Origin of the sequence: Paenibacillus antri (genome assembly GCF_005765165.1) — a bacterium.
Taxonomy (GTDB): Bacteria; Bacillota; Bacilli; order Paenibacillales; family YIM-B00363; genus Paenibacillus_AE; species Paenibacillus_AE antri.
On sequence record NZ_VCIW01000021.1, the window covers coordinates 79,404 to 106,253 of the forward strand.

Consider the following 26,850-nt stretch of genomic DNA (forward strand, 5'->3'; position numbering starts at 1 on the left):
ACCGAACGCATGGCGAACGCACTGGTAAGCATTCAAATCCTTCCGAAGACCCCGAACGGGGAGAGCGTCATCCCGTACGTCGACCGGGCGATCGAGGTGATCGCGGCGTCGGGCGTGCCTTATCTGGTCGGTCCGCTCGAGACGACGATGGAAGGCGAGCTCGCGGAGCTGCTCGACGTCGTGAAGCGGATGAACGAAGAGATGATCGCGATCGGCGCGCCGAGCGTCCTCTCGCAGGTGAAGATTTCGTATAACCCGACGAACGGCGCTTCGATGGACCGCCTGCTCGCGAAATATCCGAGAGCATGAAGGCGGCGGCCGCGTTCCGCGCGTTCCTGCCCCCCGCGGCGGCGGCGCTGCTGTTCCTCGCCGCGTGGGAGACGATCGCGCGGCTGGAGTGGTTTCCGCCGTTCCTGTTCCCGGGCCCCTTGGCCGTCGCGGCGGCGTTCCTCGAAAATCCGGCGATCGTATTCTCCCACATGGGATCGACGCTCGTGATCGCCGTCGTCGGCTACGCGCTCGGGGCCGTCGTCGGCCTCGCCGTCGCGTTCGCGCTTCATCTGTCCCCGCTGCTTCGACGAGCGGTGGCGCCGCTGCTGCTGCTGTCGCAGAACGTGCCGACGATCGTGCTCGCGCCGCTGCTCGTCGTGTGGTTCGGCTTCGGCCTTCAGCCGAAGCTCATGCTTCTCACGATGGTGTGCTTCTTCCCGATCGCGATTGCGACTTTAGACGGGCTTGCCCGCGCCGATCGCAGCATGGTAGGGTATATGCGGATGGCCGGCGCGACGCGCTGGCAGACGTTCGTGAAGCTGGAACTGCCTTGGTCGATGCCCTCGATGTTTTCGGGTCTGAAGGTGTCGGCCGCATACAGCGTATTGGGTGCCGTCATTTCGGAATGGGTCGGTGCCAAGAAAGGGCTTGGCGTCTACTTGAATTTAATGCATTCGGGCTTTCAGGTGGACAACATGTTCGTGGCGATCGTCTTCATCGCGTCGCTCAGCTTGGTACTGTTCGGCCTGGTCGTCGCCGTCGAGCGGCGCGTGATCCGCTGGCAGATCGACCGGGAGTAAGGGAGGAAGTCATGGCAATAAACACGGAGGACGAGTCCGCGGCTTATAAGCTGGAGCTGCGATCGTTAAGTAAGTCGTACCGCATCGGCGGACAGACGGCCGACGTGCTGGCGAACATCGATCTTACGGTGAAAGATCGGGAGTTCGTGTCGGTCGTCGGTCCGTCCGGAAGCGGGAAGAGCACGTTGTTTTATATGATCGGCGGATTGACCGAGCCTACGGCGGGTCAGGTGCTGCTGGACGGGCGGGACGTGACCGGAGAGCGCGGGCTCGTCAGTTATATGCCGCAGCACGACAGCCTGTTCCCATGGCGAAGCATCCTGGACAACGTCGTGTTGTCGCAGGAAATCGCCGGCGCGTCCAAGGCGGCCGCGCGGGCGACGGCCCGGAAGTGGCTCGGGCGCGTCGGGCTCGCCGGCTACGAGGAAGCGCTGCCGCACCAGCTGTCGGGCGGCATGCGGCAGCGCGCGTCGTTCCTGCGGGCGCTGCTGGCTCCCGGGGAGCTGATGTGCCTCGACGAGCCGTTCGGCGCATTGGACGCGCTCACCCGCATCGAGATGCAGCAGTGGCTGCTGCGCATCTGGGAGGAGACGCGGCGGTCCGTCTTGTTCGTGACGCACAGCATCGAAGAGGCGCTGCTCCTGTCGGACCGCGTCTATGTACTGGCGGGCCGACCGGCGACGGTAGCGGACGTCGTCGACGTGCCGTTCGGCCGTCCGCGGGACGAGACGGTGACGTCGGAGGGCGCCTTCCTTGACTTGAAGAAGCGCATCTACGAGACGCTGCGATCCGGGGGCGTGCACGCATGAGTTCGCACCGGTATTGGGACGCGCATCTGCACCTCGAGCGCTACGGCGAACGCGCGGAAGCGCTCGTCCGGGAGAGCGTCGACGCCGGCGTCGGCGCGCTCGTCGCCGTCTCGATGGACCTCGCCTCCTCGGAGCGTACGGCGGCGCTGGCCGCCGCGTTCCCGGGCGTCGTGCGTCCGGCGTACGGCTTCCATCCGGAGCAGCAGGCGCCAGGCGACGAGACGGCCGACGCGCTGTTCGCGTGGATGGAGTCTCGCGCGGGGAGAGGCGAGCGATTCGCGGTCGGCGAGGTCGGCTTGCCGTATTACTCGCGGCAGGAGGCGGAGCGAGCGGGCCTCCCGTTCGACGAGGCGCCGTACGTTCGGCTGCTCGAACGGTTCGCGGCGTTCGCGGTCCGCTTCGACCTGCCGCTCGCCTTGCACGCGGTATACGAAGACGCGCATAAGGCTTGCGACGTCCTGGAGGCGGCGGGAGTCCGGAGGGCCCATTTCCACTGGTTCAAGGGGGACGAGCTCGCGATCGAGCGCATCGTCCGGGGCGGCTGGTACGTCTCGTTCACGCCGGACTGCTTGTACGACGAGGAGACGCGGCCGTTGCTCGGGCGCATCCCGCTCGAGCTGACGTTGACCGAGACGGACGGCCCGTGGCCGTTCGAGGGTCCCTTCGAAGGACGGGAGACGCATCCGTCCATGGTGCGGGACGTGACGAGACGGATCGCCGAGGCGCACGGTCTGACGCCGGAACAGGCGGCGGAGACGCTGGCGCGGAACGCGGAGCGCTTATACGGATAACAAGGAAGGGCTGCCGTCCCGGCGACATCGTCGCTGGTCCGGCAGCCCTTCCGTATTTATTCGTATCGGTTATGCGAACGCCCGTAGGAAACCAACGAGTGCAGTCGGGTTCTGGTTCGTTCGACCCAGCCCTGAAGCTGCTCCTGCGTCTTCCTTACGTCCTCGGCGATCTCGCGTTCCGTCTCCGCTCGGGACGACTGCCAATGCTCCATGGCTTTGCGGCGGTATTCGGATTCGAAAAACATCGCGATCCCCTCCACGTTAAGATGTCAGAAAATTGTGACTACAATAATGATAGCGCTTTCTATATTGTATGTCAATCCGACGGGAACGTGCGTCCCGCTTCGGAAGGGATATCGCGCGACGACGGCGAATAAGATGTGCAGGAACCGATGATCGCGAGTCGCGTATGAAACGTCATTCTTACGAACACGAGGAGGGTTTCGCTTGGCAGCTCGATTGGAATATCGGTTGGCGGATGCGGCTGGCGGGCATCCGTTATTGTACGTGTACAATCGCATCGACAAGGACGAGATTTCGCTGCGGTTCGCGTGCGACTACTTCGTCAAGGACGGAGTCGTGTACGAGAAGCTGTCCGCGGCGCTGCAGAGAGGCTTATACGTCGTCTACGTCCGGTCGGCGACGGAAGAGAACGCGGCCGTGCCGGACGCAACCGGAGCGATCGCGCTCGGCGGCGGCATTCGGGTCGAGTTCCGGGAATATGCCGAGGAAGCGGAGACGTACCCGCTGCTGCATACGTTCCGCTATGCGGACGACGACGACGCGTTGCTGCTTCTTCAATCCGACGCGGTCGATTGGAACGGCTTCTCTTGGAACCGATCGTCGACGGAGGTCGACGAGGATCGCGGCGTCTACGTATACTACGCGACGAGATCGACCGAGGGCTGAGCGGAAGGGGGAATGAACGGATGGAGAAGTTGATCACGAACCGAATGGTCGGCTTATTTCTCGTCACCGCGTTGACGGTGTCCGGCTGCTCCTCGCAGGGCGCCGCGTTGGACGAAGACGAATGCTACGATGACGACGGCGACAGCTATTGCGACGACGGCGGCGGCGGCGCGTACGGGATGCATTATATAAACGGGCGGAAGGTGTATTATCGAAGCGCCTTCGCGGATGTCGACATCGACGGCAAGAAGAAGCCGTCCACGGGCATCTCTAAGGGCGTATCCGGATCGAAGGGCGGCATCGGCAGCTCGACGGGAAGCGGCGGGTGAACGGATGACCAACGAAGCTTATGCGCTGAAGCGCGAGCGGCTGTACGGTCCGCTGCGCGCCTCGGGGGCGTTCCCGTGGGAGACGATCGACGGGGAAGAATACGCGCTCGCGGACCCTGTGACCATCTCGCTCCGGCTGCGCCGCGAGATCGCGGAAGCGTCGGAACGGCTCGGACGCGTCTACGCGAAAGTCGCGGGCGTCGTTCGCGAATCCGACGACGCGCTGCTGCGACAGCTCGGCCTGCCGGAGGCGACGTTCGCCGCGGTACGGCTGCCGATGCTTTCGCATGCCGCGACCGTCGTCGGCCGGTTCGACTTCGTGGAGACGCCGGACGGGGTGAAGATGCTCGAGTGGAACAGCGATACGCCGACGAGCGTCGTGGAGGCGTTCCGGGTGAACGGCGACGTGTGCCGGGCGCTCGGGCGCATCGATCCGAACGAAGGGATGGCGTCGTCGATCGCCGGCGCCTTCCGCGCGGCGGTAGACGCGTACCGGGAATCCGGCTATTCCGTCGACCCGAATCGCATCGCGTTCGCGGCGCTCGACTGGCATGAGGAGGACGCCGGAACGACGCGGTATTTGCTCGAGGCCGCCGGCATCGGCGGGCGCTTCGTCCCGCTGTCTTCGCTTCGCGTCTACCGGGACCGACTGTGCGCGTTGGAGGAAGACGGCGAGACGCATACGCCGATCGATCTGCTGTACCGGCTGCACGCGCTCGAGAAGCTCGCGGAGGAGCGCGACGAAGACGGCTATCCGACCGGCGCGCACGCGCTCGATCTGATCGCGCGGCGCCGGCTCGCGCTGCTCAATCCGCCGTCGGCGTTCATCGCGCAGACGAAGGCGCTGCAGGCGCTCATCTGGAGCTTGCACGAGCAGCGCACGTTCTTCGCGCGGGAGGAGCACGAGGCGATTCGGCAGTACATGCTTCCGACGTATATGGATAACGTCTTTCACGGCTCGGCGCCGTACGTCCGGAAGCCGATCTTCGGCCGGGAGGGCGGCGCGGTCGAGCTGTTCGACGCGGACGGCGTCTCCGAGGAGCGGGACGGGGAGACGTTGTATTGGGACCAGCCGGCGGTGTTTCAGAAGCGCGTGGAGCTGCCGCGCGTCCGCGTGCGGACGCTGCGGGGAGAGACGGAGGGACGGCTGCTCTGGGGCGCCTTCCTGATCGGCGGAAGGCCGTCCGCGATCGTGGCCCGCATCGGCGGGCGCATCACCGGCAACGCGGCGTACTTTGCGCCCGTGGCGCTGCAGGAATAACATCGTAACGATAAGGAGCGTGTGACGGACATGAGTCAATGGGAATTTCTTTCGAACTTCTTTTTGTATTTGGTCGTGACGATCCCGATCATGGCGGTCGGCATCTTCGTGTTTCAGCTGACGACGCCGTATAACGAATTCGCTCTCATCCGCGAAGGCGCGGACGCGGACGACCCGAGGAAGAGCGCGGCGGCCAAGGCGGCGGCGCACGATCTCGGCGGCAAGATCATCGGTCTCGCCATCGTGCTCGCTTCCGCGGTATACCATGCGGTCAGCTTATGGGATTTGGCGCTCTGGGGTCTCGTCGGCGTCGTGTTCCAGGTCGGCGTATTTTACTTGTTCGAATGGCTGACGCCGTTCCGGGTCATCAGCGAAATACCGAAAGGCAACGTCTCCGTCGGCTTGTTCGCTTCGCGTCTCAGCATCGCGACCGGGCTGTTGTTGGCGGCGTTAATCAGCTATTAGCCGGCGGGAAAAATTCTTCGAAGAAGGGGTTGCATTTTTGCGGGGAACCGCATATAATAAATCCTGTTGACTTCGAAGATTCGCTGATGTAGCTCAGCTGGTAGAGCAACGCATTCGTAATGCGTAGGTCGGGGGTTCGAATCCCTTCATCAGCACCATTCCAACGTATATCGCAGCGCGGTTCCGGATTGCCGGAGCCGCGCTTTTTGCATGCGTCGCAACGCACGCCGAACAACGAACGATCCCCCGCCGGCCGCAAGGCCGAGACGGGGGATTCGCTTAGTTCCGGAGGCTAAGTTAGAAGCGGGCGCCGCGCGCGAGCGACTCTTCGGCGATCTGCACCATGCGGCGTACCATATGTCCGCCGATCGCGCCCGTGTCGCGCGTCGCCATGTAACCGTAGTAACCATCTTGCGGGATTTGTACGCCAAGCTCTTGCGCCACCTCGTACTTGAGCTGGTCGAGCGCTTGGTTCGCTTGAGGAACGACCAAGTTGTTGGAACTTTGAGAACCTTTACCCATGAGATGTCACCTCCTTGTGGATGTAAGGATATCATTAGCAAGGCGTAGAGTCTTTATGCAGGAAAAAAGAAAATCCCCCTGCCCGCAAGGGAGGGGGAAACGGTTAGGAAACGTAACTGGCGCGTTCGGCGACGGCCAGGTTCGACGGGCTCGAGCCCGACTTCATCGCTTGCACGATGAGCTGGTCCAGCTCCCGGGAGACGCGAATGACTTCGGGGTGAAGAAGGTCGTTGCTATGCTTCTCGGCGGTCGTAATCATAATGAAACGCATAGTTTCGATCTTGCGTTGTAATGAGTTCATCATGAAATCCCTCCCCGTAGCGACAGCTAAATATGAGAATATTTTACATCGCTTATCGTTTCGAGGGAAGGCGGATTGGCGCGCGCGAATCGTTCGCCCCTTGACTTTACATCAATGCGACACAAGCGCCTCCCGATCGGCCGCTTGAGGCGGCTGCTCGAGCCCCCCGGCATCGATCATGATTCTTGCGCCGTCTTCGGCGTATTTCCCGACCTCGAGCATAAGCCGCCCGTACGTCGCCGCCAAGTCGTGTCTCGGACTGACCGCCATCGAGTTGGCGTAGGACCGGATACGCATCGAGAACATGTCGAGCTTATGAAATATCATCAACTTGTCCGAGAACGGCGAAATCGTCGATTCGGTCACCAAATGATTCAAGATCGGCGGCGACGGCAGATGCTCCTTAGATAAGATCTCGCTGAAAATTTTATAATGCTTGCCCGCGATTTCCCCGCCTCGGAGGAAATAATCCCGAGCCTCCTGCGTTTGGGCCACTTGGGAGAACCCGACCAATACGGTTCGGCTCGTCGCGTTATTTTCCAAATTGTCGTGCAGGTGCGCGATTTCGAGGGCGTGCAGCGGGCGGATCGGCCCGATGAACCCGCTGAGGTAGCTCTGCTTCCTTGCGTAATCCGGCCGCGTCGGCACCGGAATTTGCGGCGGCCGGACGAGGAAGCTCTTGGCCTCGAGCAGTCCGTTGATTTCGGTCATCAGATTCACGGTGGAGTTCAGAACGTGCGTGAAGAACTCGCGCATGTCCGGTCTCGTGACCAGCGGGACGGCGATGCCGTAGATGCTGAGGCCCGCCTTCGCGACGTATTTCAAGTAATGCAAATAAAACTCGTCTCCGAACAGCCGAGGCGCCTCGACGTTCACGTCCTGGTCCGAGAACCCGAAAGGTACGGGATGGTTGTCCGCCTTCAAAATCTCGGCGCATCGATTCGAGAACTCTTCGCTTAAATCATAAGACTTCTGCAAGATGTTCTTAATGTCCTCGTCGTCGACATGTTTCAAGTAATAGCGTAATACGCATAACTCCATGCTGTTTCCCATATACGTGGCCCACAGCTTGCCCATTTCGGCCGATGTGAGCGGCTCTCTAGTCTTCAATGGAAATCCCCGATTCGTAGAAGATTTTCTCATAGCCTTTTCCAACGTCGGGCGATTTATGTATGGGAAAAGACGGACGGCCGACGTCGAGGACGAAACGGCCGCCGGAAATTATTCGAGCCGCGCGAGCAGCTCGCCGAGCGGCATCTCTTCGAACGAGGAGAGGCGGAAGTCGTACCGTTCGAACCGAAGCGCCTCCGTCATCGGGTTCGGCACGACGACGCACCGGACGCCGGCGGCGACGGCCGATCTCGCGCCGTTCGCGGAATCCTCGAACGCGACCGCGAGGCGGGGCTCGACCTTAAGCCGCTCCGCCGCGAGGCGGTACAACGCCGGGTCCGGCTTCACCTTCTCGACGTCGTCGGACGTGCATAACGTCTCGAAGTACCCGCGAAGCCCGTGCTCGTCGAGGAACGGCTCGATCCAGCTGAGCGGACTGCTGGTCGCGAGGCCGATCCGAAGGCCGAGCCGCTTCGCTTCCTCCAAATACGCGACGACCCCTTCCCGCGGCCGAAGCGCCGACGTCTTCGTCTGATGCAGCGCATGCGCCGCCGTCTTCACGGCTTGATATTTCTCCTCGGTTCCGAGGCGCTCCCGCATGTACCGAAACATCCCGTCGTCGTACGTCCCGATGCCTTCGGCGAATACCGAGAGCGGCAGCTCGACGTCATGCTCTTGCAGCGCGTCGCGATAGCTTTCGTACCACACCGACTCGGTGTCGAGAATCGTTCCGTCGAAATCGAAAATGACCGCTTGAATCAAGGCGTTCTCTCCTTTTAAAGGGGGAATCCCCTCTTTTTCTCTTTCCCTGAATTGGTTAGGATGGTAAAGTATACACACGATTGTCTTCAAGGGCATTTTATCATACAAAGAGAGTACGTCGTAAGGAAGGTGAGAACCGTGTCGTTATCGAGAGCGGAGATGCGGCGCCGCATACGGGACAATCGGATGAAGTGGGCGAAGCGTACGTTCTGGTTCGTGGCGACCGTCGCCGCGGCGGGCTTGTTGGGGGCTTGGCTGTGGGAATGGACGGGGACGCCGGCGTATTTGGAATAGGGGGTTGCTAAAGCATATGGCGATCTTGCTGCGGAACGATTGGCAGGAACAGGTCGGCGAGCAATTCGAACGGCCTTATTATTTACAGCTGCGCGAATTTCTGAAGTCGGAGTACCGGACGGGGAAGGTGTATCCGGAGGCGGAAGACATCTTCAATGCGCTGCATCATACCGCGTACGCGGACGTGAAAGCGGTCGTTCTCGGCCAGGACCCGTATCACGGACCGGGACAAGCCCATGGGCTCAGCTTCTCCGTGAAGCCGGGGGTGCCGCCGCCTCCGTCGCTGCAAAACATATTCAAGGAGCTGCGAGACGATGTCGGGGCGCAGATCCCGAACCACGGCTCCTTAACGTCATGGGCGGGGCAAGGCGTGCTGCTGCTCAACGCGGTGTTGACGGTGCGGGACGGCGAACCGAATTCGCATAAGGGCCGCGGATGGGAGTCGTTCACGGACGCGGTCGTCGAACGGCTGAACGCGCGCGAGCGGCCGATCGCCTTCGTCTTATGGGGCAGCCACGCCCAAGCGAAGGGGGCTCGAATCGACGCCCGGCGCCATCTCGTCCTGCGCTCGCCGCATCCGAGCCCGCTGTCGGCGCATCGCGGCTTCTTCGGGAGCAAGCCGTTCTCCCGCATCAACGCGTGGCTGACCGCCCAAGGGGAAGCTCCGATCGACTGGGCGATCCCGAATCGTTGACCGCGCGTCTTAAGCGCTCTGTTCCGAGGAAGTCGGCGGGACGGGGCGCTTTTGCTTTTTCACCTTAATGGTCACGATGCCGGCTTTCCCGAATCCCTTCGCCTCCGCGTGGAACGTCGCCTCGAAGAACTTCTTCTTCTCCTCGAACTGAGGCACGGTCATGCCGGGTCGCAGCCGATAACGGAAGACGTAGTAGAGGTCGTCTTCCGTGGCGGACAGCGAAATGAGCTGCGGGAACATCTTGTCCTTGCGCGGCTTGACGAACAAGTTCGTCGCCTCGAACGTCCTTCGCATCAGCCGGACGTACCGGCTTCGCCAATGCGACCGCCAGGCGCCATAGAGAATCGCGGCGGCCGCGATCCACCAAAACCACTGCCTCAGCAAACCGGGGGCTCCATCGATCCATGCGCCGGCCCCGGGCAACAACGCCTCGAACATGCTTCCCGCCTCCTGGACTCCGCATGTTCTCATTGTATTCGCTCGTCCCCCTCGCTTATGCCCTTAGGCTGCGCTGTTTCGCGTCTGAACGCGCTCGGCGGCGTCGGCCATCCACTTGACGAACAGGCCGATCGAGACGTAGATCGGGAACGAGTATACATGTCTCCACACATAGGTCTCGTACACGCCGGCAGCGATCGCGAACGGTTCGAGCACGAAGGCGTACAGCACGGCGAGCGCGATGCAGGCGACGAAGAACGGCTTCCATTCGCGATACCATTGGTAGATCAGCATGTACCCGACCGGGATGATGAGGTCCGCCTGCAGCAGCCTCTCTCCCCAAGGGAGCCCCATGCGGGGGTAATCCCACAGGAGAAGGTCTCCGCCGATGCCGTCCGCCGCCGTCGCGACGGCGAAGACGAACCAACCGACGAGCAGGATCGGCACTACTCTTGCGCGGTCGATAAGAAACCATAAGAGCGTGTACGAGGCGACCAACGCCGCCAGCATCAACCACCATTGGTAAGAGTGTACGACCTCGTTGAAGAAATAGGTTTCTCTGGCATCCGTCAACTGCCGCTGCAGTTCCTGGGACTGCCGATAAATCCGGTCGAGCGCGTCCATCAGGTCCCTCCTCGGGTCGGAACGATTGTTAAACCTAGGATGCGCCGACGGGTGTTTCCTTACTCGAACTTTGGTACAATGGTCGGGAAGAAGCGGAGGTGCCTGGGATGAAAATGAGAGTGTCCAGCGTGCAGTACCACCTGCACACGATAACGAGTTTCGATGAATTCCGGGCGCAGGTCGAGCATTACGTAAAGACCGCGCAGGAGTTCGGAACGGAATTTTTATTGTTTCCCGAGTTTTTCACGACGCAGCTGCTGTCGATTCCGAACGCGGCGGGAACCGCGAACGGCATCGAGACGCTGCCCAGCTATACGGAGGCGTACCGCGAGCTGTTCGTCCGACTCGCCCGCGAGACGGGAATGTACATCGTCGCGGGGACGCATGTGTTGGAGCGGGACGGGTTTCTGTATAATACCGCGCATCTGTTTTCCCCGGACGGCTCGATCGGGGAACAGCCGAAGCTGCATATCACCCCGACCGAGGTGACGGAATGGAACGTGCGCGGCGGCGATTCGTTCCAGGTGTTCCGGACGCCGAAGGGCACGATCGCCGTGCTGACGTGTTACGACATCGAGTTTCCGGAGATCGTCCGGATGGCGAAGGCGCGCGGCGCCGACGTGATCTTCTGTCCGTCGTGCACGGACGACCGGCACGGCTTCCACCGCGTCCGGTATACGAGCCATGCGCGGGCGGTGGAAAATCAAGTGTACGTCGTGACGGCCGGCACGGTCGGCAGTCTGCCGACGGTCGACTTCATGCGGCTGAACTACGGGCAGTCGGCTGTGATTTCCCCGAACGACATTCCGTTTCCGCCGGCCGGCGTTCTCGCCGAGGGCGTCGTCAACGACGACATGATCGTGACGGCGGATCTGGACTTGTCGCTCCTGTACGAGGTGCGGGAGCGGGGCAGCGTGACGACGTGGCGCGACCGACGGACGGACTTGTATACCGACTGGGAGTGAGGCGGAGCGGATGACGGGATATCGCAGCGAATTTTACGCGTTCGACCGGGAGGGGCGGCCGACCAAGGCGGTCGTTCGGAATTACGGAGCCGAAGACTTCGCGGCGCTGATCGACATTCAGCGGGAATGCTTCCCGCCGCCGTTCCCGTCCGAGCTGTGGTGGACGGAGGAGCAGCTCGCCTCGCATACGCGGCTGTTCCCGGAAGGGGCGATCTGCGTCGAGGCGGACGGCAAGCTCGTCGGTTCGATGACGGCGCTGATCGTCCGGTACGACCCGTCGGCGTCTTCTCACACCTGGGCGGAGACGACGGGGAACGGGTTTATTACGCCGCACGATCCCGCGGGGGACACGCTGTACGTCGTCGACGTCAGCGTCCGCCCGGCGTATCGGGCGTACGGCTTCGGCAAGGCGATGGCGCACGCGATGTATCACCTGGTCGTTGAGAAGCGGCTCGCCCGGCTGCTGGGCGGGGGGCGCATGTCCGGGTATCACCGGTACGCGGATACGATGTCGGCGGAAGGGTACGCCGAGGCGGTCGTGGCCGGGCGGCTGAAGGACCCGGTCATTACGTTCCTGCTGCGCTGCGGCCGGACGCCCGTGCGCGTCGCGGCGAACTACCTCGACGACGAGGAGTCGCGCGATTACGCGCTGCTGATGGAATGGAAGAATCCTTTTATACAGTTATAAGGAGTGGAGACGGTTTATGGAATACGTAAGAATCGAAAGTATCGAGGACCCGTTGTTCGCGAAGATGCACGCGTTGATGGGGACCATTTTCCCGCCCGAAGAAGTGTTGGAGTTCTCCTTGTGGGAGGAGCCGTTGAAGGACCAAGGCCTCCGCGTGTACGTCGCCGTGCACGAGGGCGAAGTCGTCGGCGCGACGGAGTACCGGTATTACCCGGACATGCGCGTCGCGATGACCGACTTTACGATCATCGGCCGCGAGGGGCTCGGCATCGGGCCGTTCCTCGTGAAGCATCGCGCGGCGGACCTCGCGTCGTGGGTGGCGCGGACCGAAGGGCCGATGCTCGGCATGTTCGCTGAAATCTACAACCCTTATGCGGTGGAGGACCTCGGGTTCGGCGGCGTGAAGCCGATGAATCCGTACGTGCGACGCGAGGTGCTCTCGCATCTCGGCTACCGCCGATTGGACATGGACTATGTGCATCCTTCCTGGCAGGGCGACGGGGAGGCGGTCGGAGGCCTCAATCTCGGCTTCTTGGCGGCGGACGAGTCGACGGAGAGCGTGCCGGGCGCGCTCGTCGGGCGGTTCCTGCGCACGTACTACGACATCTTGAACCCGAAGCCGGCCGCGTGGACGGCCATGGTGGAAGCGGTCGAGCGCCGCGATCGGGTGGGCTTGCTGCCGCTGTAGGCGGCGAGAAATTCGGAAACCTTTCGGAGAATCGCGCGTACTATTTGTAGATCGGCCCTGAATCTTGATTCCGTACATAGGAGAGGATGGTTGGGATGTCGTTTTTCAATCGCATGATGGCGAGCATCGGCATCGGCTCTGCGCAAGTGGATACGCTCTTGGAGAAGCAGCGTTACGAGCCGGGCGAGACGCTGCGTGGCGTCGTGAAGGTCAAGGGCGGCAACGTGGAGCAACAAGTGGACACCATATACATCTCAGTGATGACGCAATACGTGAAGGAAGTCGACGACCGGAAGGTGTATCAGAGCGCGGAAATTTCGAAGGTACGCGTATCCGAGCCGTTCCGTCTGCAGCCGGGCGAGGCGAAGGAGATCCCGTTCTCGTTCGCGCTGCCGCTGTCGACGCCGCTTACGGTCGGCCGCACGCCGGTGTGGTTGAAGACCGGGCTCGACATTAAGTCCGCCGTCGATCCGACGGATGACGACAAGATCGAAGTCGTGCCGAACGCCGGTATGCGAGCGGTGCTCGACGGCATCGACGAGCTCGGCTTCCGGCTCCGGAACGCGGACTGCGAATACGCGCCGCGCTTCGGCTACGGGGCCTTCGTGCAGGAGCTTGAATTCGTGCCGGTATCCGGATCGTATCGCGGCCGGCTCGACGAGCTGGAAGTCATCCTGTCGCCGCAAGCGTCGTCGATCGACTTGTTTCTGCAGGTCGACCGTCGCGCGCGCGGCCTCGGCGGCTTGTTCGCCGAAGCGATGGACATGGACGAGACGAACGTCCGCTGCTCCATCGACGCCGGCACGCTGTCGCGCGGCCCGAGCGCCGTCGCCGCGGCGATCGACTCCGTTATCCGTCGATACGCGTAATCCTCTCCGTACGGAGCCGCCCCTTCCCCGACATGAGTCGGGGGAGGGGTTTTTCGCTTTTGCGGGCGATTTGCGACGGCGATTTGCGGGCGGTGACGTCGAGGGATGTCCGACTCCAGAAGGCGGTAGCACCACGGTAGTGTAGTGATGCAGCGGGATGAGGCGAAAAGTGCTGCATGAAGGTGCAATCGGCGAGAATATGGTGCGTGGCGACAGGGAGGACGGGGGAGTGTGCACCACGGTAGTGCAGTGATGCAGCGGGATGAGGCGAAAAGTGCTGTACCGCGGTGCAATCGGCGAGAATATGGTGCGTGGCGACAGGTTGGACGGGGGATGTGCACCACGGTAGTGCAGAAATTGCAGCGGGATGAGGCGAAAAGTGCTGCATGACGGTGCAATCGGCGAGAATATGGTGCGTGGCGACAGGTTGGACGGGGGATGTGCACCACGGTAGTGCAGAAATTGCAGCGGGATGAGGCGAAAAGTGCTGCATGACGGTGCAATCGGCGAGAATATGGTGCGTGGCGACAGGTTGGACGGGGGATGTGCACCACGGTAGTGCAGAAATTGCAGCGGGATGAGGCGAAAAGTGCTGCATGACGGTGCAATCGGCGAGAATATGGTGCGTGGCGACAGGTTGGACGAGGGAATGTGCACCACGGTAGTGCAGAAAATGCAGCGGGATGAGGCGAAAAGTGCTGCACGGCGGTTCAATCGGCGAGAATATGGTGCGTGGCGACAGGTTGGACGGGGGAATGTGCACCACGGTAGTGCAGAAAATGCAGCGGGATGAGGCGAAAAGTGCTGCATGACGGTGCAATCGGCGAGAATATGGTGCGTGGCGACAGGTTGGGCGGGGGAGTGTGCACCACGGTAGTGCAGAAAATGCAGCGGGATGAGGCGAAAAGTGCTGCATGACGGTGCAATCGGCGAGAATATGGTGCGTGGCGACAGGCAGGACGGGGGAGTGTGCACCACGGTAGTGCAGAAAATGCAGCGGGATGAGGCGAAAAGTGCTGCATGACGGTGCAATCGGCTGCAGGCATTAGACGCGGCTGCGAACAGCCGCGTCTTGAATGTTCTCATTACGGCTCTATGCAATGAGACTCGGGAGCTTGTACTCCCTTATTTTCTTATTGGACTTTACAGGGACAAGGTCACCTTCCTCCGTCATTTTGCGAAGCCACCGGAGAGCTGTATTCCTATGAACACTAAACCGATGGGCCACCTGCTGCACTTTGATGCCACCGTTATGCTTCGCGATGGAGAGAATTTCTGCCTTTCGCTTCAGCCATAAGTCCGCAATAGTTGAAACTTGATTTGATTGGTTTAAGATTAAACTCTTTCCAACGGCTTGCATGAGTTGCCTTCTGCAAACCATCGATTTTTTAATGATCATATTCGCAGTGAAGCGAACGAGGAGCCAACCGCCGCTTAGAATCAGATCGTTTTGCCTTTCTTGATGATCATCGTATTGTTGAGCGGTTATGCCTCCGACATGATATTTGTACCCATCGATTTCAATGATGATTTTGACTTCCCCGGACTGGTAGTAGAAGTCAATGTACCGATCTCCCCCTTTGTAGTCCTTGAACGGCAGTTGCGCTGTAAGTCCGTTAAAATTATAAGAAAATTCCGGGCCGAAAACGTCATCCAGGAACTTTGACTCGATTTCATTAATTTTTACCTCCCTTTCCGATCGACTCATCTTCGATTCGAATGATTCGATAAACTTTCTGACCTCTGAGTTCATGCGATCCCTCCTGAAAATGAAATAAGCACACATGGCCCCGAGAGGTTCCATGTGTGCTTCACATACCTATATTTTACTTACCAGTCGGGGGAAAGTCCAGCGTGCAGGCGGGAAGTGCTGCATAACGGTGCAATTGGCGGGAATCTTGTGTGAAGCGGAAGGCCGGGCGGGTGGAGAATGCACTGCAGTGGTGCAAGAGTTGCATCATGGTGATGCGGAAAGTGCTGCAAGATGGTGCAATTGGCGGGAATCTTGTGAGCAGCGGAAGGCCGGGCGGGTGGAGAATGCACTGCAGTGGTGCAAGAGTTGCATCATGGTGATGCGGAAAGTGCTGCAAGATGGTGCAATTGGCGGGAATCTTGTGAGCAGCGGAAGGCCGGGCGGGTGGAGAATGCACTGCAGTGGTGCAAGAGTTGCATCATGGTGATGCGGAAAGTGCTGCAAGATGGTGCAATTGGCGGGAATCTTGTGAGCAGCGGAAGGCCGGGCGGGTGGAGAATGCACCGCGACGGTGCAAAAGTAGCATCATGGTGAGGCGGGAAGTGCTGCAAGATGGTGCAATTGGCGGGAAACTTGTGTGAAGCGGAAGGCCGGGCGGGTGGAGAATGCACCGTGACGGTGCAAAAGTAGCATCATGGTGAGGCGGGAAGTGCTGCATAACGGTGCAATTGGCGAGTAACTTGAGAGAAGCGGCGCATCTTTGCGTCGGCTCGTCCATATCATGTAAGATGTGAGAGGAACGAGGAGGGAACGTACATCATGAACGTTACGATCGGCGCGCGGGTCGTGAAGACCGGCATCGCCGTCGCGCTGGCGCTATACATAACGCATCAACTGGGGCTCAAGGGCGTCACGATCGCCGGCGTCGCGGCCATCTTCGCGATTCAGCCGTCCGTGTACAAGTCGTGGCAGCACATGCTCGAGCAAGTGCAGACGAATACGCTCGGCGCCATCCTCGCGCTGGGCGTCAGCCTCGTCATGCCGGTGAACGAGGTCGTCGTCGGGCTGACGTGCATCGCCGTCATCCTCATTACGCTGGCGCTGCGCATGGAAACGACCGTCACGCTGACGCTCGTGACGACGATCGTCGTGCTCGAGGCGGGCGGAGAATGGATGTATGCGCTCGAACGGTTTTCTACGATTCTGATCGGCATCGCGTCCGCGTTCCTCGTCAACGCGGTCGTCATGCCGCCGAATCATCGGAAGCAGTTCCTCGACGGCTACCGCGAAGCGCTCGGCACGATGTCGCTGCTGCTGCGAACGGCCGTGTCCGACGAGCTGAAGGAAGGCGAGGCGAAGTCGCAGCGCGACAAGCTGAACGACACCGTCCGGAAAATCTCGGAGCGATACGGCATGCTGGAGGAAGAGTGGCGCAAGTGGAAGAGGTTCCGCCCGCAGCCGGGGCGCCATCTCGTCGTCCAGAAGCAGATGGTGCGGGCGATGACGGTCGGCCAGCTCGTGCTGGACGCGGTTCAGGTCCACTACTTCCCGCAGCGGAAGGACGACTCGGCGGACCGGGCGTTCGACGACGCGCTCGAGGAGCTGATCCGGTACCACGAGTACGCGCTGCTGAAGTACGAGGGGAAGATGAAGCCCGGCGAGCAGCTGTACGACAAGATCGGGGAGCTCACCGAACGGCTGCTCCGGGACGCGATCGAAAGCGTGGGCGGCGAGCCGAAGGGCAGCGTCTCCCTCGTCGTCGTCGCGTCCGCGATCTACGAGTACGGCCGGCAGCTCAGGCGGCTCGACAAGATGGTCGGGCATGTGCAAGGCGCGGAAGAAGCCGCGTCGGCCGAATAAGGATAAAGAGCCCGAACCGGGCGGCTGCGGATGGGCTGCCAGGTTCGGGCTCTTTTTTTTGGTGCCCGTCGGGGAGCGGTTACCGGTTGCCGCGGTGCAGCCGGTGCTGAAGCGCCTGCACTTGCTTGCGCTCCGCCTTCTCTTCGTTCGCGGCGGACACCGGAACGTGGGCTTGCGCCGCGGCGGTACGGTCGCCGTGCACGTCGTCCGGACCCTCCGGATAGGACAAGGCCGCCATTTCGTATTCCACCGAGCCGAGCTGCGGATCCATCGGGAACGTTTCGCCGGCCCTCAGCTCGATTTCGTAGCCGTACTGGCTCTTATAGACGGCGTTCGTCTCGACGCGGTCGCCGGACATCGGGTGCATATGCTTTTGATTGGCCAAGAACAAGTCCTCCTTAACGTCAAGTCAATCGAACGTGTCGGAGTTACTGTTCCCCGCCTCGGCGATTTTCATTACTTGGCCGGCTCGAGGATCGGAATGTAGAGATCCAGCTCCGACCGTTCGTCCGCCGGGCCGTAAAATCGCTCGTCGTACAGTTCGAAGTCGATGCCTTCCGCGAACTGGAGCCCGTTTTCCGCCAACCATGTTTCATGAATCCGCTCGTACGTTTCCTGAAGTCCGGCGATCGTCCCTCGGTGCGTAAACACCGCGTACGTCTGCGCGGGCACGAGCTTGGCTTCGAGACCGTCCGGCACGTCTTCGATCGAGTCGACTTGAACGCCGGCCATGTAGCTGAAGCGCTCGCCGTCGAAATCGTAACATAGGCCGTAGGATACGTTCTCCTTGGAGCGATGCGGAATGCTCGCCTCCATCGGAATCAACGCGTCCCACAACCGTCCGAACTCCATCGTGGCGTCGGCTTGATGCACGGCGACCCCCACCGCATAAAAGGGTTCCATTCTCACGATCTTCGCTTTCACTGCGATTCCTCCCGTTGCGTCCGCTTCCCAGCGACCGAGCTCTCGGTCGATCCGGTTCAGCAGCGTCGTCTGCGCCTCGATGGCCGAGCGGACGCGATCCGCGTGTTCCCGAAGCACGCGGGCGAGCCGGGCGCGGTCCGACAGCGTGCCGCCGGCCGCCAGCTCGCGAATCGTCTCGAGCCCGACGTCCAGCTCGCGCAGAAACAAGATGGACCGCAGCGCGGCGATCTGCCCCGGCGCATAATACCGGTACTGATTGTCCGGATTGATCTCGGCCGGGGAGAACAGCCCGATAGCGTCATAGTGACGCAGCGTCTTCGTCGTAATGCCGAACAGGCGCGCCATTTGTCCGATCGTCAGCTTCGTCATGCGCGTTCGATTCCTCCTCTTCCATCGACTTGCTCCTTCACCGTACAACATTCCCCCAAGGTCAAGGTCAAGCGATTCCGCGGAAAAAGTTCCCTCGCCGTCGTCACTTTACGTCACGTCCAGCAGCAGCGCCTCGTTGGCGTCGTCCCGTCCGTCCCAAGACGCCGCGAACCGCACTTTGTGCGATACCCCGAGAATGTCGTACGGGGCGATCTTGTGCTGCCGCGCGGAGCCGACGATCAGCGTGTGCAGCCGCAGCGATACGGCAGCGCCGAGCTCGGCCAGCTCGTCCCTTACGGGCTGCGACACGGCGCCGATGCCGTCGGTCACCATGACGAGATCGGCGTCCGAGAGCCCGCGCGCCTCGCGTACGAGCCGCATGCCGCGCCGGAGCGGGGCGTCGAAGTGCGTGCCGCCGCCGAACGCGAGCTGCGACAGCCGGTAGAACGCCGCCCAATCGGGCTGCTTAAAGCGCAGATGCCGTTCGATCAGCTCGCCCTTCGCGCCGAACAGCAGCAGCACGAAGTCGCGCGATTCCGACAGCGTCAACGCGGCGAACGTCATGACGAAAATTTGCGCGAGCCGCTGCTTCGCCCCGCGCATCGAATGGGAGGAATCGAGCAGGCAGATGACGGGCCCTTTGCCGGCGTCTTTGGACGGGGAGCGGGCGCTGTACGTCATTAGCTTGCCGTCGAGCCACTTCTGCAGGAAGAAGGCTTCGTAGTCCGGGTCGGCGAGCAGGCTCGCTTCGCTCGGCAGCATATGCGACAGGTCGCCGGAGAGGCCGAGCTCGTCGTACCGGTCCGGCGCCGTTCGCCGCCGCTGCTCGCGCCGTTGGCGGAGGAGCCGCTCCGTATTCCGGCCGACCTCCTTCACCATGGCGACGAGGTCCGGGTGCCGCTTCAGCCGGTCGACCCATTCGAGATAGCGCCCGTACGACTGGCGGCGCAGCTTCCCGAGGTCGCTCCCCCAGCGCCGGTTCGCGAACCGCAGGCTCGCCTGGATGAGGTCCTCGAGCGCCTTCGTTTCGCGGTCTTCCTCTTCGAGCGTCCCGCGCAAGGCGCCGTTCAGCCAGGCGCCGAGCTCTTGGTCGAGCGCGTCGAACGTCGCCTTCTCGGCCGCCTCCAGCCGCTCCAACGCCTTCAGCCGGCCGGCGAGCTCGTCTTCGGCTTTCTCGAGCTTCTTCTTCCACTTGTCGCGGCGGACGAAGTCGGTCCGCATCGACTCGCGCAGCTCGGCGACCTTCGCCCGCAGTTCGGCGATTTCCGCCTCGGCGAGCGGCTTCGCGTCTGCGGCCGACTGACGCTGCTCGGCTTCATGCTTGCCGCGCTCGAGCCGGTAGCCGACCTTCTTCAGCCGCTCCAGCTGCTCGGCGCTCATCCGTTCGGCGAGCGTCGGCTCGCCTTTCGCGGCGGAGGATCGCTCGCCGTCCTTCTTGCGGCCGGTCGGCGTCGCCTTGTCGCCGAGGTCGAGGCCCGCGCCGCCGGCGGCGCCAGGCGTCTCGCCGGCGCCCGCGAGCTCGCGTTCGGCGAGGGCGGGCATCTCGCGGCGGTCCTTCTTCCGCCGCGCGGCTTCCTCGGCGTATTGCGCCGTCAGCCACAGCACCGCCTTCAAGGCGGTGCGGAAGGCGGCGGGCGCGGCTCCTTCCGTGCGCGGCCGGAGCCGCGCGTATAAATACTGCCGCATCAGCGTCTTGATCAGCCACCGGTGGAACGGCGGCGCGTCGGACCCCGCCTCCTCCGACGGCTTAGGCAGGTAGAAGCAATAGAAGACGTCGGCGAACAGCGCGTCGGTCAGCCACGGCGCCCGCGTCCGGGCGACGCGCACGCGCTCCCGCGCGTCCGCGTCGGCGACGAGCTGCAGGTCGAAGACGTACCGGTCGACGTTCGCGTGGCGGATCATAACGTGAAGTCGTAGTCGACGCCGGGCATGTCGGCGTCGAACAAGGAACGGTACAGCTCTAGCATGTCGTGGAGCACCCGTTCGCCGCGAATGCGCGCCGTCGCGTATTTCGCGGCGGCCCCCGCCGGATCGGGCAGCAGCGCGTTCAGGCGGCGCAGCTCGTCGGCGCGGCCGCGCTCGCGTTCGTGGAACCGTACGAGCGCCCGGCGCAGGTTCTGCCCCTGCGTCTCCAGCTCGTCGCGGCATTCCGCGAGCAGCGCCTCCGCCGCTTCGGGGCGCGACGACCCGGCGCCGGCTTTCATCTCCTTCTTGAATTGGTGTCCGAACAGCTCCGGCTTGCGGGCCTGCCAACGGTCCAGCGTCGCTGTAAACCTGGCGAGCGGCAGCTCCGCCTCGCTCTCGACCTCAAGCGCCTCGTCGAACCGCGCCTCGAACCATTCCTTGATTTCGGGCAGCGCCTCCGGCACGTCCCATAGCATATGCGGCGTGAAGACGGCGTCCCAGATCGAAACCTCGTCGCGCCCGTTCAAGGCGGCGGACGTCCGCCAGACGTCGCCGATCTTGCGCCAGCGGCGATCGGAGACGGACAGGTCGCGCTCCTCCGCTTCCGTCTTCAGCCGGAAGAGGAACAGGACCATCGGCTCCGGCAGGACGACGCGGGCGGCGCGTTCCCGCACGGATTCGACGTCGGCGACCGACAGCACCGCGGGGACGGGCTCCCGCGGCAGCGTAAACATCCGTTCGTAGCTGGACATGTGCTTCAGAAACCCGACCTCGTACCGGATCAGGAACCGGTCGTACAGCGCCCCGAGCCCCTCCGTCTCTTCGGGCAGCTCGTTCGACGCCGCGAGGAGGCAGAGGAGGGGGGAGGCTTCCTTGACCCGGCCGTTATAATAAATGCGTTCGTTCAACAGAGACAACAGCGCGTTCAAGATCGCGCTGCCGGATTTGAAAATTTCGTCGAGGAACGCGAACCGCGCCGACGGCAAGTAGCCCTCGGTCTGCCTCACGTACCGGTCCATCTTCAGCTCGCGCAGCGAGACGGGGCCGAACACCTCGTCCGGCGTCGTGAAGCGCGTCAGCAAATATTCGAACCAGCCTTCGCCCCCGAACAAGCCCGAGACCGCTCGCGCCAGCTGCGACTTGGCGGTGCCGGGAGGCCCGACGAGCAGGACGTTCTCCCCGGACATAACGCCCAGCAGGGCGAGCCGGACGAGCTCCTCGCGTTCGAGGAAGCGCTCTTCCAGCGCGGCGACGGCGGTTTCCAACTTTTTCTTCATCGATTCCATGTTCTCTCGACCCCTCATTCGGCTTGGCTTGGATCGCACACCCTATCATTGTAGCAAACCGGGGAGGGCAATACACATTCGGGAGCGCTTCGGCGGGCGATGGCGTTGGGAAAGGGTGGAACTTGCAGGAATATGGCGATTCATGTCGAATAAGATGTGTCGGATTTCTCGGTTCGGATGCCGGGAGAATAGGAGGGGTCGATCTGTTTCACGATCTGATCGTTAACGGCGCATTGTTGATCGCCATGATTCATATAGGCAGTTTATATTACCGATACCGCTCCGAAGACAGCCGGGCGCTCGCCTCGGAGAAGGCGCTGCTCGGCGTCGCCTGCGGCGCGGCGGGCATCGTGCTGATGTTTTATACGGTCCGAATCTCGGACACGACGATTCTCGACGCGCGCCACATCGCGATCGTGCTGGCCGCAAGCCAGGGGGGCTTGATCGCTTCGGCGGTATGCGGCGTCATGATCGCCTTGTTCCGGCTCGTCTTCTTCGGCGTCAGCACGACGGCGCTGTTGGCGGCGGCGAACGTTATTTTCTATGCGATCGTCTGCGGATATCTCTCCAAGCTGCGGTGGAGCCGGCTGCGGAAATACTTGGCCATGTCGGCGGTCGCGGTCGGGTCGACGCTCCTCGTGTTCGGCATCGTGCTCCCCAAGGAGATGTTATGGTATACGTGGCTGATGTACATCGGCTTCTCCGCGGGCGGCGGCGTCCTCGTCTATTTCCTAATGGAAAATATTATCGTATCCGACCTGCTGTTCCAACGGTTCAAGCAGCAGTCGACGACGGACTTCCTGACGGGACTGAACAACGTCCGCCGCTTCGACAAGGCGCTGAACGAATGCATACGGTCGGCCATGCAACGCGGCGAGCGGCTGTCGCTGCTCATGATCGACATCGACTTCTTCAAGTCGATCAACGACACGTACGGTCATAAGGCGGGGGACGACGTCTTGCGCGAGCTCGGCGGGGTGCTGCTGCAGACGTGCCGCTCGGTCGATACGGTATCTCGCAACGGCGGGGAGGAATTTTCCGTGCTGCTGCCGGACTGTACGATCGAGCGGGCCGTCGAGGTGGCGGAGCGGATCCGGCACGCGGTCGAAGCGCACGCGTTCCCGATCGAGGGGGGGCAGTCGCTGCGGATCACGGTGTCGATCGGGGCGGCCACGTTCCCCGACATGATGACCCGCTCGGACGAGCTGTTGCAGATGGCCGACGACGGGTTGTACCAAGCGAAGCGGTCCGGTCGTAACCGGGTATGCGTAGCTTCTTAATGGAAAATAAGAAAGGCGCATCGACCCTCCTTGCGTGCGGGGACATCGAATGCGCCTTTTTTCTGTTATTTGAACAGCCGGAACGGGAACCACACGTAGAACAAGCCGATGAACAGGAACAACGCCGCGGCCACGAGGAACGGGACCGACAGCCCGAACGAGTCGGCGATAATGCCGCCGATGACCGGCCCGAGCATGACGCCGATGCCTTCCACCGTCGAGAAGACGCCCCACCCGACGCCCTTCTGCTGCGGCGGCACGAACTGAGCGAGCAGGGCGTTCCAGGCGGGCAGGACGGCCGCGTAGGAGACGCCGAGCACGATCGCCCAGAACAGACACACCCACAGCGTCTCGATCGTCGTGATCATATAGAGGCCGAAGGCGACGGAGAGGAAGCCCGCGATCAGGAACCACTTCTTCCCGAGCTTGTCGCTGAGCCGGCCCATCGGCACGAGCGCCAGTACGGCGAAGGCGCCGCCGGTGAGCAGGAAGAACGAATATTGCGAGTTCGTGAGCAGCAGGTTCTCCTCGGCGAACGTCGGCAGAATCGGGAGAAGCATCGCCGCGCCGAGCGTCTGCAGGATCATGCCGGGCAGCAGCGGCTTGACCGCCTTCATGTGGACGGCGAGCGCGCCGAGCTGTCGGAAGAACGGTTCGGGGTGCGGGATGTTCTCGGCCCCTTTCACAAACCAAGAGATCGCCCACGCGAGCGCCGTCATGCCGAGCAGCACGAGGAACGAGATGCCGTAGTCGAACCAGTCGAGGAAGAAATTCAGCATCACGGGGCCAAGGCCGAGGCCCATCATCCAAGCCATGTACAAGGCGCCCATCTGCTTGCCGCGTTCGCTCTCCGTCACGCTGCTCATGCCGACGAGCCAGATCGGCGAAGCGCCGACACCGAACAGAATGGAGCCGACGACGAGCACCCACGCTTCCATTGCATATTCCAACATAAGCAGGCCGACGATCGACAATGCGAAGCAGGTTTGCAAGATCCACTGCAGCGGGAACCGATCCAGCAAGTACCCGATGCCGAGCTTCGCCACCGTGTCGGCGACGTAGTGCATCGTGACGGCGAAGCCGACGGTCGTCACGGTCAGGTACAGCTCGTCGACCGCGTATTTCGGAATATAACTGATGAGGATAGCGCCCCGAACGAATTCGATCAGGAAAAAGAGAAAGGCAAGCCGCGCCAGCGGCATCGGGACGGACAAATTACGTATAGCGTTCACTCGATACTCTCCTTCGTTCCTCGGTGAAGACGGACTCCGAACGGAGGGCGTCCATCGCCTCTATGATGTCTTGGACGATTCGTTCCGCCGAATGCGTTCGCTTCAGCGCGGCCATCGCCCGGACCGCGAGCTCCCGCCGCTCGGGCCGCTCCATGAGCGAGCGAACGGCGTCCAGCACCTGCGCGTCGTTCCCGGCGACGAACGCCGCGCCGCGGGACGCCAAATATTCCGCATTGTCCCGCTCTTGCCCGGGAACCGGGCGGAGCAGAACGACCGGAAGCTCGCACTGGATCGCTTCGGTCAGCGTGATGCCGCCGGGCTTCGTCACCATCGTCTCCGCGAGCGACATCAGCTCGTGCATCTCCTTCATGAAGCCGAACACTTTCACGTTCGGCTTTCGCCCCGCGATGTCCCGCATCGAAGCGTACAGCGATTCGTTCTTGCCGCAGACGACCGCCAGCTGCACGTTCGGCAGCGCGGCCAACGCGTCGCATACGTCGCGCAGCCCTTGCAGCACGCCGTACGAGCCCGCCATGATCAGGACGGTTCGCCGCGCCGGGTCGAGGCCGTATTTGGCGTAGAGCGCATCCGACCGTTCCATCGGGCGGAAGGCGCTCTTGAGCGGGATTCCGGTGACGCGAACGCGGTGTTCGGGCACCCCCGCCGCGGTCATGGCGGCCTGGAGGTCGTCCGTCGCTACGTAATATCGGTCGATGAGCGGATGGATCCATCGCGCGTGCATGACGTAATCGGTCAATACGTTGAAGATCGGGATCGCGACGCCTCGCCTCCGCCGCAGCTCGGGCATCGCGAGCGTCGGGAACGTGTTCACGACGGCGTCCGGCCGCTCGCGGTCGAGAATTTGCCGCAGCTTGCCGGTTCCCCAGCCGTGGAACCACGCGGAGAACCATGTGTCGTCGCGCATCTCCCGCGTGCTGTAGTACGACCAGCCGTACAACTTGGGGAATAATGTATAACTTTTAATATATATGTATTTGGTTAATTCATTCAGCCTTGGATACGCCTCCGCGAATAAATCCACCAACGATACTTCGCAGCCGGCTTCGCGTTCGAACCGTTCCTTCAGCGCGTTGGAAACTTGGATGTGGCCGTCGCCGTAGCTGGCGTACACAATCATCACTTTCTTCTTCTCCGTCGTCACTCCGCGCTCATCTCCTTCTCGGGAGGACTCACAACAGGTCCGTTGCTAATTGTAACTCGAACGGGCGGGAATTGCACACGTCTTCCGCAAGCGTGCCTCCCCGACCTAAGACGGGGGCGGAGAGGCTGCGCCGGGGCCGTCCGGGTCCGCGGCGAGCACGTATCGCTCGAACAGCGACAGCGGGTGCTTCCAGCGGCTGACCTTCGGGTCGGCGGCGAAGACGGCCGCGAGCCGGCGCTCCGGCACGACGAAGACGAGCTGCCCGCCGTGCCCGAGGGCGCAGCGGACCGCCTCGCCCGTCGCCGCGCGGGCGATCCACCAGTGCCCGCCGTATCGGCCGAAGGCGGGCAGCCCTTCCCCGAGCGGCGTGAACGCGAGGCGCACGTAGTCGGGCGGCAGGATGCGCCGCCCTTCCCATACGCCGCCGGTCGCGTGCAGCCAGCCGAGCTTCGCGAGGTCGCGCCCGGTGAGCGCGAGCCCGATATGGCCGACCGTGACGCCCTGCGGGTCGGCTTCCCACGGCGGCGGCGCGATGCCGAGCGGGCCGAAGATCGCTTCCTGCGCGACGTCGGACGCAGGGCGGCCGGTCGCCGCGGTGACCGCGGCCGAGAGCAGATGCGAGTCGACGCTGCGATACACGAAGGCGCCCCGCGTCTCGGGATCGACCGGCAGCCGGAGCGCGAAGCGAACCCAGTGACGCGAGCGGTGCAGCCGCGGCACGAACGCTTCGCCGAGCCGCTTGCCGGTCTTCCAGTGCAGACCGGACGTCATCGCCAGCAGCTGCCGGGTCGTCGTCGCGCGAACGTCCTCGCTCGCCGCGCGAGGCAGCAGCTCCGGGAACAGCGCCTCCAGCGTCGGCGGCTTCTCGCCGCCGTCGTCGCCGAGCGCGCCGGCGCAGGCGGCGACGGCCGCGGTCGCGCTCTTCGTCGCGGAGCGCAGGTCGAGGCGCGTCGAGGCGTCCGCGCCGCCATAGTACCGCTCGAAGACGAGGGCCCCGTCTTTCGCGACGAGGAAGCAGCGCATCTTCGGGAAGCGCTTCTGAATGTCTTCGTCCGCTTGGAGGAGCGGCGCCGGGTCCATGTTCGCCTCCGCCGGCGAGGCGAACGTCCACGTCTTTCCGCCCGCGTCCGGGGCGAACCGCGGGGGCTCCGTCGAGACGTCGTTCCTTGGGGCGTCCATGGATGAGGGCACTCCTTTTTCCTAGAGATGGTAATAGGGTGCCCAAATTTCGAGTGCGCCAAATAAATTAAGGGACATAATTATCTGAATATTGTATTATGTATGTATAGATGCATTACTGCCTGACCTACCTAGCCGCTTACGAACAAAGTAATGTTACGGAGAGGAGCAAGCTTATGGCTGCAAAAGGAAGTAATGAAGTAAAGGATAGTGTGAGAGAACTGGTTCGAATCTATAGGCCTGCCAATCCGCGCAAATTCGTAAAAGACTACGTGAAGAAATACCGCATCCCCGGAGGTTACGAAGACGCTCTTACGCGCCTCGTCGAATTCGAAATGGCGAAGCTGGAAGGATCGGTGTCGTAACAGAGT

Annotated in this window: 32 protein-coding genes and 1 tRNA gene; 18 read left to right on the top strand and 15 right to left on the bottom strand. The window is 62.3% G+C overall.

What is annotated here, in order from left to right; translation table 11 throughout:
- Window positions 1-9: 9 nt before the first annotated feature.
- The 4 genes from FE782_RS25315 to FE782_RS25330 are packed head-to-tail and all read left to right on the top strand — an operon-like array spanning window position 10 to window position 2,670.
- Window positions 10-309, top strand: coding sequence for a thiamine-binding protein (locus FE782_RS25315; RefSeq protein WP_138197154.1), 300 nt, complete (start codon window positions 10-12; stop codon window positions 307-309).
- Window positions 306-1,070, top strand: a complete 765-nt coding sequence (locus tag FE782_RS25320) for an ABC transporter permease (protein WP_138197155.1) — start codon at window positions 306-308, stop codon at window positions 1,068-1,070. The genes FE782_RS25315 and FE782_RS25320 overlap by 4 nt, the downstream gene beginning before the upstream one ends.
- Window positions 1,071-1,081: 11 nt before the next feature.
- Window positions 1,082-1,879, top strand: a complete 798-nt coding sequence (locus FE782_RS25325) for an ABC transporter ATP-binding protein (RefSeq protein ID WP_138197156.1) — start codon at window positions 1,082-1,084, stop codon at window positions 1,877-1,879.
- Window positions 1,876-2,670, top strand: a complete 795-nt coding sequence (locus FE782_RS25330; protein ID WP_138197157.1) for a TatD family hydrolase — start codon at window positions 1,876-1,878, stop codon at window positions 2,668-2,670. The genes FE782_RS25325 and FE782_RS25330 overlap by 4 nt, the downstream gene beginning before the upstream one ends.
- 56 nt (window positions 2,671-2,726) lie before the next feature.
- On the opposite strand, the gene FE782_RS25335 is transcribed toward FE782_RS25330, so the two are convergent.
- Window positions 2,727-2,915 (bottom strand): hypothetical protein, encoded by a 189-nt coding sequence (locus FE782_RS25335; RefSeq protein ID WP_138197158.1) that lies wholly within the window; start codon window positions 2,913-2,915, stop codon window positions 2,727-2,729.
- A gap of 202 nt (window positions 2,916-3,117) precedes the next feature.
- Between FE782_RS25335 and FE782_RS25340 the strand changes: the two genes are divergently transcribed.
- The 5 genes from FE782_RS25340 (at window position 3,118) to FE782_RS25360 (ending at window position 5,792) form a co-directional block, all read left to right on the top strand.
- Window positions 3,118-3,579, top strand: a complete 462-nt coding sequence (locus tag FE782_RS25340; RefSeq protein ID WP_138197159.1) for a hypothetical protein — start codon at window positions 3,118-3,120, stop codon at window positions 3,577-3,579.
- Between the two features lie 20 nt (window positions 3,580-3,599).
- Window positions 3,600-3,908, top strand: a complete 309-nt coding sequence (locus tag FE782_RS25345; RefSeq protein WP_138197160.1) for a hypothetical protein — start codon at window positions 3,600-3,602, stop codon at window positions 3,906-3,908.
- 4 nt (window positions 3,909-3,912) lie between these two features.
- The gene (locus tag FE782_RS25350) at window positions 3,913-5,169 is read left to right on the top strand and encodes a glutathionylspermidine synthase family protein (RefSeq protein ID WP_138197161.1); all 1,257 of its coding nucleotides are present in this window, start codon (window positions 3,913-3,915) and stop codon (window positions 5,167-5,169) included.
- 30 nt (window positions 5,170-5,199) lie between these two features.
- Entirely contained in the window at window positions 5,200-5,634 is a 435-nt protein-coding gene (locus FE782_RS25355) for a DUF350 domain-containing protein (protein ID WP_138197162.1), read from the top strand.
- Between the two features lie 82 nt (window positions 5,635-5,716).
- Window positions 5,717-5,792 (top strand) — tRNA-Thr (locus FE782_RS25360).
- A 139-nt stretch (window positions 5,793-5,931) separates the two neighbouring features.
- Here the strand turns inward: FE782_RS25360 and FE782_RS25365 are convergent.
- The 4 genes from FE782_RS25365 to FE782_RS25380 all read right to left on the bottom strand — a co-directional run bounded on the left by FE782_RS25365 (window position 5,932) and on the right by FE782_RS25380 (window position 8,329).
- Window positions 5,932-6,156, bottom strand: coding sequence for an alpha/beta-type small acid-soluble spore protein (locus FE782_RS25365; protein WP_138197163.1), 225 nt, complete (start codon window positions 6,154-6,156; stop codon window positions 5,932-5,934).
- Between the two features lie 103 nt (window positions 6,157-6,259).
- Window positions 6,260-6,457, bottom strand: a complete 198-nt coding sequence (locus FE782_RS25370) for an aspartyl-phosphate phosphatase Spo0E family protein (RefSeq protein ID WP_158299542.1) — start codon at window positions 6,455-6,457, stop codon at window positions 6,260-6,262.
- Window positions 6,458-6,568: 111 nt separating this feature from the next.
- On the bottom strand, window positions 6,569-7,567 hold the full coding sequence (locus FE782_RS25375; RefSeq protein WP_238392660.1) for a DUF3231 family protein: 999 nt from the start codon (window positions 7,565-7,567) through the stop codon (window positions 6,569-6,571).
- A gap of 111 nt (window positions 7,568-7,678) precedes the next feature.
- Window positions 7,679-8,329, bottom strand: a complete 651-nt coding sequence (locus tag FE782_RS25380; RefSeq protein WP_138197166.1) for an HAD family hydrolase — start codon at window positions 8,327-8,329, stop codon at window positions 7,679-7,681.
- Window positions 8,330-8,467: 138 nt separating this feature from the next.
- Between FE782_RS25380 and FE782_RS32425 the strand changes: the two genes are divergently transcribed.
- Both FE782_RS32425 and FE782_RS25385 read left to right on the top strand, forming a co-directional pair.
- Window positions 8,468-8,623 carry a hypothetical protein gene (locus tag FE782_RS32425; protein WP_158299543.1) on the top strand — a complete coding sequence of 52 codons (156 nt, stop codon included), beginning with the start codon at window positions 8,468-8,470 and terminating at the stop codon, window positions 8,621-8,623.
- 16 nt (window positions 8,624-8,639) lie between these two features.
- Entirely contained in the window at window positions 8,640-9,317 is a 678-nt protein-coding gene (locus FE782_RS25385; protein ID WP_138197167.1) for a uracil-DNA glycosylase, read from the top strand.
- Window positions 9,318-9,326: 9 nt separating this feature from the next.
- Here FE782_RS25385 and FE782_RS25390 read toward each other — a convergent pair whose 3' ends face one another.
- Together FE782_RS25390 and FE782_RS25395 are read right to left on the bottom strand one after the other, a co-directional pair.
- Window positions 9,327-9,755, bottom strand: coding sequence for a hypothetical protein (locus FE782_RS25390; RefSeq protein WP_138197168.1), 429 nt, complete (start codon window positions 9,753-9,755; stop codon window positions 9,327-9,329).
- Between the two features lie 63 nt (window positions 9,756-9,818).
- Window positions 9,819-10,379: a CBO0543 family protein gene (locus FE782_RS25395; protein ID WP_138197169.1), complete on the bottom strand. Its 561-nt coding sequence runs from the start codon at window positions 10,377-10,379 to the stop codon at window positions 9,819-9,821.
- Window positions 10,380-10,486: 107 nt separating this feature from the next.
- On the opposite strand from FE782_RS25395, the gene FE782_RS25400 reads away from it, so the two are divergent.
- From FE782_RS25400 to FE782_RS25415, 4 genes are all read left to right on the top strand, one after another.
- Window positions 10,487-11,344 carry a carbon-nitrogen hydrolase family protein gene (locus FE782_RS25400; RefSeq protein ID WP_138197170.1) on the top strand — a complete coding sequence of 286 codons (858 nt, stop codon included), beginning with the start codon at window positions 10,487-10,489 and terminating at the stop codon, window positions 11,342-11,344.
- Between the two features lie 10 nt (window positions 11,345-11,354).
- Entirely contained in the window at window positions 11,355-12,032 is a 678-nt protein-coding gene (locus tag FE782_RS25405) for a GNAT family N-acetyltransferase (protein WP_138197171.1), read from the top strand.
- A 16-nt stretch (window positions 12,033-12,048) separates the two neighbouring features.
- The gene (locus FE782_RS25410) at window positions 12,049-12,720 is read left to right on the top strand and encodes a GNAT family N-acetyltransferase (RefSeq protein ID WP_138197172.1); all 672 of its coding nucleotides are present in this window, start codon (window positions 12,049-12,051) and stop codon (window positions 12,718-12,720) included.
- A 95-nt stretch (window positions 12,721-12,815) separates the two neighbouring features.
- On the top strand, window positions 12,816-13,589 hold the full coding sequence (locus tag FE782_RS25415) for a sporulation protein (protein ID WP_138197173.1): 774 nt from the start codon (window positions 12,816-12,818) through the stop codon (window positions 13,587-13,589).
- A 1,093-nt stretch (window positions 13,590-14,682) separates the two neighbouring features.
- Here FE782_RS25415 and FE782_RS25420 read toward each other — a convergent pair.
- Window positions 14,683-15,342 carry a putative endonuclease domain-containing protein gene (locus FE782_RS25420; RefSeq protein WP_138197174.1) on the bottom strand — a complete coding sequence of 220 codons (660 nt, stop codon included), beginning with the start codon at window positions 15,340-15,342 and terminating at the stop codon, window positions 14,683-14,685.
- Between the two features lie 759 nt (window positions 15,343-16,101).
- Here FE782_RS25420 and FE782_RS25425 point away from each other — a divergent pair.
- Window positions 16,102-17,142, top strand: a complete 1,041-nt coding sequence (locus FE782_RS25425) for an FUSC family protein (RefSeq protein WP_138197175.1) — start codon at window positions 16,102-16,104, stop codon at window positions 17,140-17,142.
- A 79-nt stretch (window positions 17,143-17,221) separates the two neighbouring features.
- Here FE782_RS25425 and FE782_RS25430 read toward each other — a convergent pair whose 3' ends face one another.
- From FE782_RS25430 to FE782_RS25445, 4 genes are all read right to left on the bottom strand, one after another.
- On the bottom strand, window positions 17,222-17,527 hold the full coding sequence (locus FE782_RS25430; RefSeq protein WP_138197176.1) for a hypothetical protein: 306 nt from the start codon (window positions 17,525-17,527) through the stop codon (window positions 17,222-17,224).
- A gap of 71 nt (window positions 17,528-17,598) precedes the next feature.
- Entirely contained in the window at window positions 17,599-18,435 is an 837-nt protein-coding gene (locus tag FE782_RS25435; protein WP_158299544.1) for a MerR family transcriptional regulator, read from the bottom strand.
- 108 nt (window positions 18,436-18,543) lie between these two features.
- The gene (locus tag FE782_RS25440) at window positions 18,544-20,337 is read right to left on the bottom strand and encodes a vWA domain-containing protein (protein WP_138197178.1); all 1,794 of its coding nucleotides are present in this window, start codon (window positions 20,335-20,337) and stop codon (window positions 18,544-18,546) included.
- Window positions 20,334-21,626, bottom strand: a complete 1,293-nt coding sequence (locus tag FE782_RS25445) for an AAA family ATPase (protein WP_238392661.1) — start codon at window positions 21,624-21,626, stop codon at window positions 20,334-20,336. Before FE782_RS25445 ends, FE782_RS25440 begins: the two co-directional genes overlap by 4 nt.
- A 245-nt stretch (window positions 21,627-21,871) precedes the next feature.
- On the opposite strand from FE782_RS25445, the gene FE782_RS25450 reads away from it, so the two are divergent.
- On the top strand, window positions 21,872-22,906 hold the full coding sequence (locus FE782_RS25450; protein WP_138197180.1) for a GGDEF domain-containing protein: 1,035 nt from the start codon (window positions 21,872-21,874) through the stop codon (window positions 22,904-22,906).
- A gap of 65 nt (window positions 22,907-22,971) precedes the next feature.
- Here the strand turns inward: FE782_RS25450 and FE782_RS25455 are convergent, their stop codons facing one another.
- The 3 genes from FE782_RS25455 to FE782_RS25465 form a co-directional block, all read right to left on the bottom strand.
- Window positions 22,972-24,138, bottom strand: coding sequence for an MFS transporter (locus tag FE782_RS25455; protein WP_238392662.1), 1,167 nt, complete (start codon window positions 24,136-24,138; stop codon window positions 22,972-22,974).
- Entirely contained in the window at window positions 24,122-25,300 is a 1,179-nt protein-coding gene (locus FE782_RS25460) for an MGDG synthase family glycosyltransferase (protein WP_138197181.1), read from the bottom strand. Before FE782_RS25460 ends, FE782_RS25455 begins: the two co-directional genes overlap by 17 nt.
- Before the next feature lie 105 nt (window positions 25,301-25,405).
- On the bottom strand, window positions 25,406-26,479 hold the full coding sequence (locus FE782_RS25465) for a serine hydrolase domain-containing protein (protein ID WP_138197182.1): 1,074 nt from the start codon (window positions 26,477-26,479) through the stop codon (window positions 25,406-25,408).
- Window positions 26,480-26,655: 176 nt separating this feature from the next.
- Between FE782_RS25465 and FE782_RS25470 the strand changes: the two genes are divergently transcribed.
- Complete coding sequence (locus FE782_RS25470; RefSeq protein WP_138197183.1) at window positions 26,656-26,844, top strand: dimerization/docking domain-containing protein; 189 nt, start codon at window positions 26,656-26,658, stop codon at window positions 26,842-26,844.
- Window positions 26,845-26,850 lie beyond the last annotated feature (6 nt).

Excerpts from the sequence above, each read along its gene's own strand:
- FE782_RS25315 (WP_138197154.1), top strand. The coding sequence starts at position 10 with ATGGCGAACGCACTGGTAAGCATTCAAATCCTTCCGAAGACCCCGAAC.
- FE782_RS25320 (WP_138197155.1), top strand. The coding sequence starts at position 306 with ATGAAGGCGGCGGCCGCGTTCCGCGCGTTCCTGCCCCCCGCGGCGGCG.
- FE782_RS25325 (WP_138197156.1), top strand. The coding sequence starts at position 1,082 with ATGGCAATAAACACGGAGGACGAGTCCGCGGCTTATAAGCTGGAGCTG.
- FE782_RS25330 (WP_138197157.1), top strand. The coding sequence starts at position 1,876 with ATGAGTTCGCACCGGTATTGGGACGCGCATCTGCACCTCGAGCGCTAC.
- FE782_RS25335 (WP_138197158.1), bottom strand. The coding sequence starts at position 2,915 with ATGTTTTTCGAATCCGAATACCGCCGCAAAGCCATGGAGCATTGGCAG.
- FE782_RS25345 (WP_138197160.1), top strand. The coding sequence starts at position 3,600 with ATGGAGAAGTTGATCACGAACCGAATGGTCGGCTTATTTCTCGTCACC.
- FE782_RS25350 (WP_138197161.1), top strand. The coding sequence starts at position 3,913 with ATGACCAACGAAGCTTATGCGCTGAAGCGCGAGCGGCTGTACGGTCCG.
- FE782_RS25355 (WP_138197162.1), top strand. The coding sequence starts at position 5,200 with ATGAGTCAATGGGAATTTCTTTCGAACTTCTTTTTGTATTTGGTCGTG.
- FE782_RS25365 (WP_138197163.1), bottom strand. The coding sequence starts at position 6,156 with ATGGGTAAAGGTTCTCAAAGTTCCAACAACTTGGTCGTTCCTCAAGCG.
- FE782_RS25370 (WP_158299542.1), bottom strand. The coding sequence starts at position 6,457 with ATGAACTCATTACAACGCAAGATCGAAACTATGCGTTTCATTATGATT.
- FE782_RS25385 (WP_138197167.1), top strand. The coding sequence starts at position 8,640 with ATGGCGATCTTGCTGCGGAACGATTGGCAGGAACAGGTCGGCGAGCAA.
- FE782_RS25390 (WP_138197168.1), bottom strand. The coding sequence starts at position 9,755 with ATGTTCGAGGCGTTGTTGCCCGGGGCCGGCGCATGGATCGATGGAGCC.
- FE782_RS25395 (WP_138197169.1), bottom strand. The coding sequence starts at position 10,379 with ATGGACGCGCTCGACCGGATTTATCGGCAGTCCCAGGAACTGCAGCGG.
- FE782_RS25400 (WP_138197170.1), top strand. The coding sequence starts at position 10,487 with ATGAAAATGAGAGTGTCCAGCGTGCAGTACCACCTGCACACGATAACG.
- FE782_RS25405 (WP_138197171.1), top strand. The coding sequence starts at position 11,355 with ATGACGGGATATCGCAGCGAATTTTACGCGTTCGACCGGGAGGGGCGG.
- FE782_RS25410 (WP_138197172.1), top strand. The coding sequence starts at position 12,049 with ATGGAATACGTAAGAATCGAAAGTATCGAGGACCCGTTGTTCGCGAAG.
- FE782_RS25415 (WP_138197173.1), top strand. The coding sequence starts at position 12,816 with ATGTCGTTTTTCAATCGCATGATGGCGAGCATCGGCATCGGCTCTGCG.
- FE782_RS25420 (WP_138197174.1), bottom strand. The coding sequence starts at position 15,342 with ATGAACTCAGAGGTCAGAAAGTTTATCGAATCATTCGAATCGAAGATG.
- FE782_RS25425 (WP_138197175.1), top strand. The coding sequence starts at position 16,102 with ATGAACGTTACGATCGGCGCGCGGGTCGTGAAGACCGGCATCGCCGTC.
- FE782_RS25435 (WP_158299544.1), bottom strand. The coding sequence starts at position 18,435 with ATGACGAAGCTGACGATCGGACAAATGGCGCGCCTGTTCGGCATTACG.
- FE782_RS25440 (WP_138197178.1), bottom strand. The coding sequence starts at position 20,337 with ATGATCCGCCACGCGAACGTCGACCGGTACGTCTTCGACCTGCAGCTC.
- FE782_RS25445 (WP_238392661.1), bottom strand. The coding sequence starts at position 21,626 with ATGGAATCGATGAAGAAAAAGTTGGAAACCGCCGTCGCCGCGCTGGAA.
- FE782_RS25450 (WP_138197180.1), top strand. The coding sequence starts at position 21,872 with ATGATTCATATAGGCAGTTTATATTACCGATACCGCTCCGAAGACAGC.
- FE782_RS25465 (WP_138197182.1), bottom strand. The coding sequence starts at position 26,479 with ATGGACGCCCCAAGGAACGACGTCTCGACGGAGCCCCCGCGGTTCGCC.
- FE782_RS25470 (WP_138197183.1), top strand. The coding sequence starts at position 26,656 with ATGGCTGCAAAAGGAAGTAATGAAGTAAAGGATAGTGTGAGAGAACTG.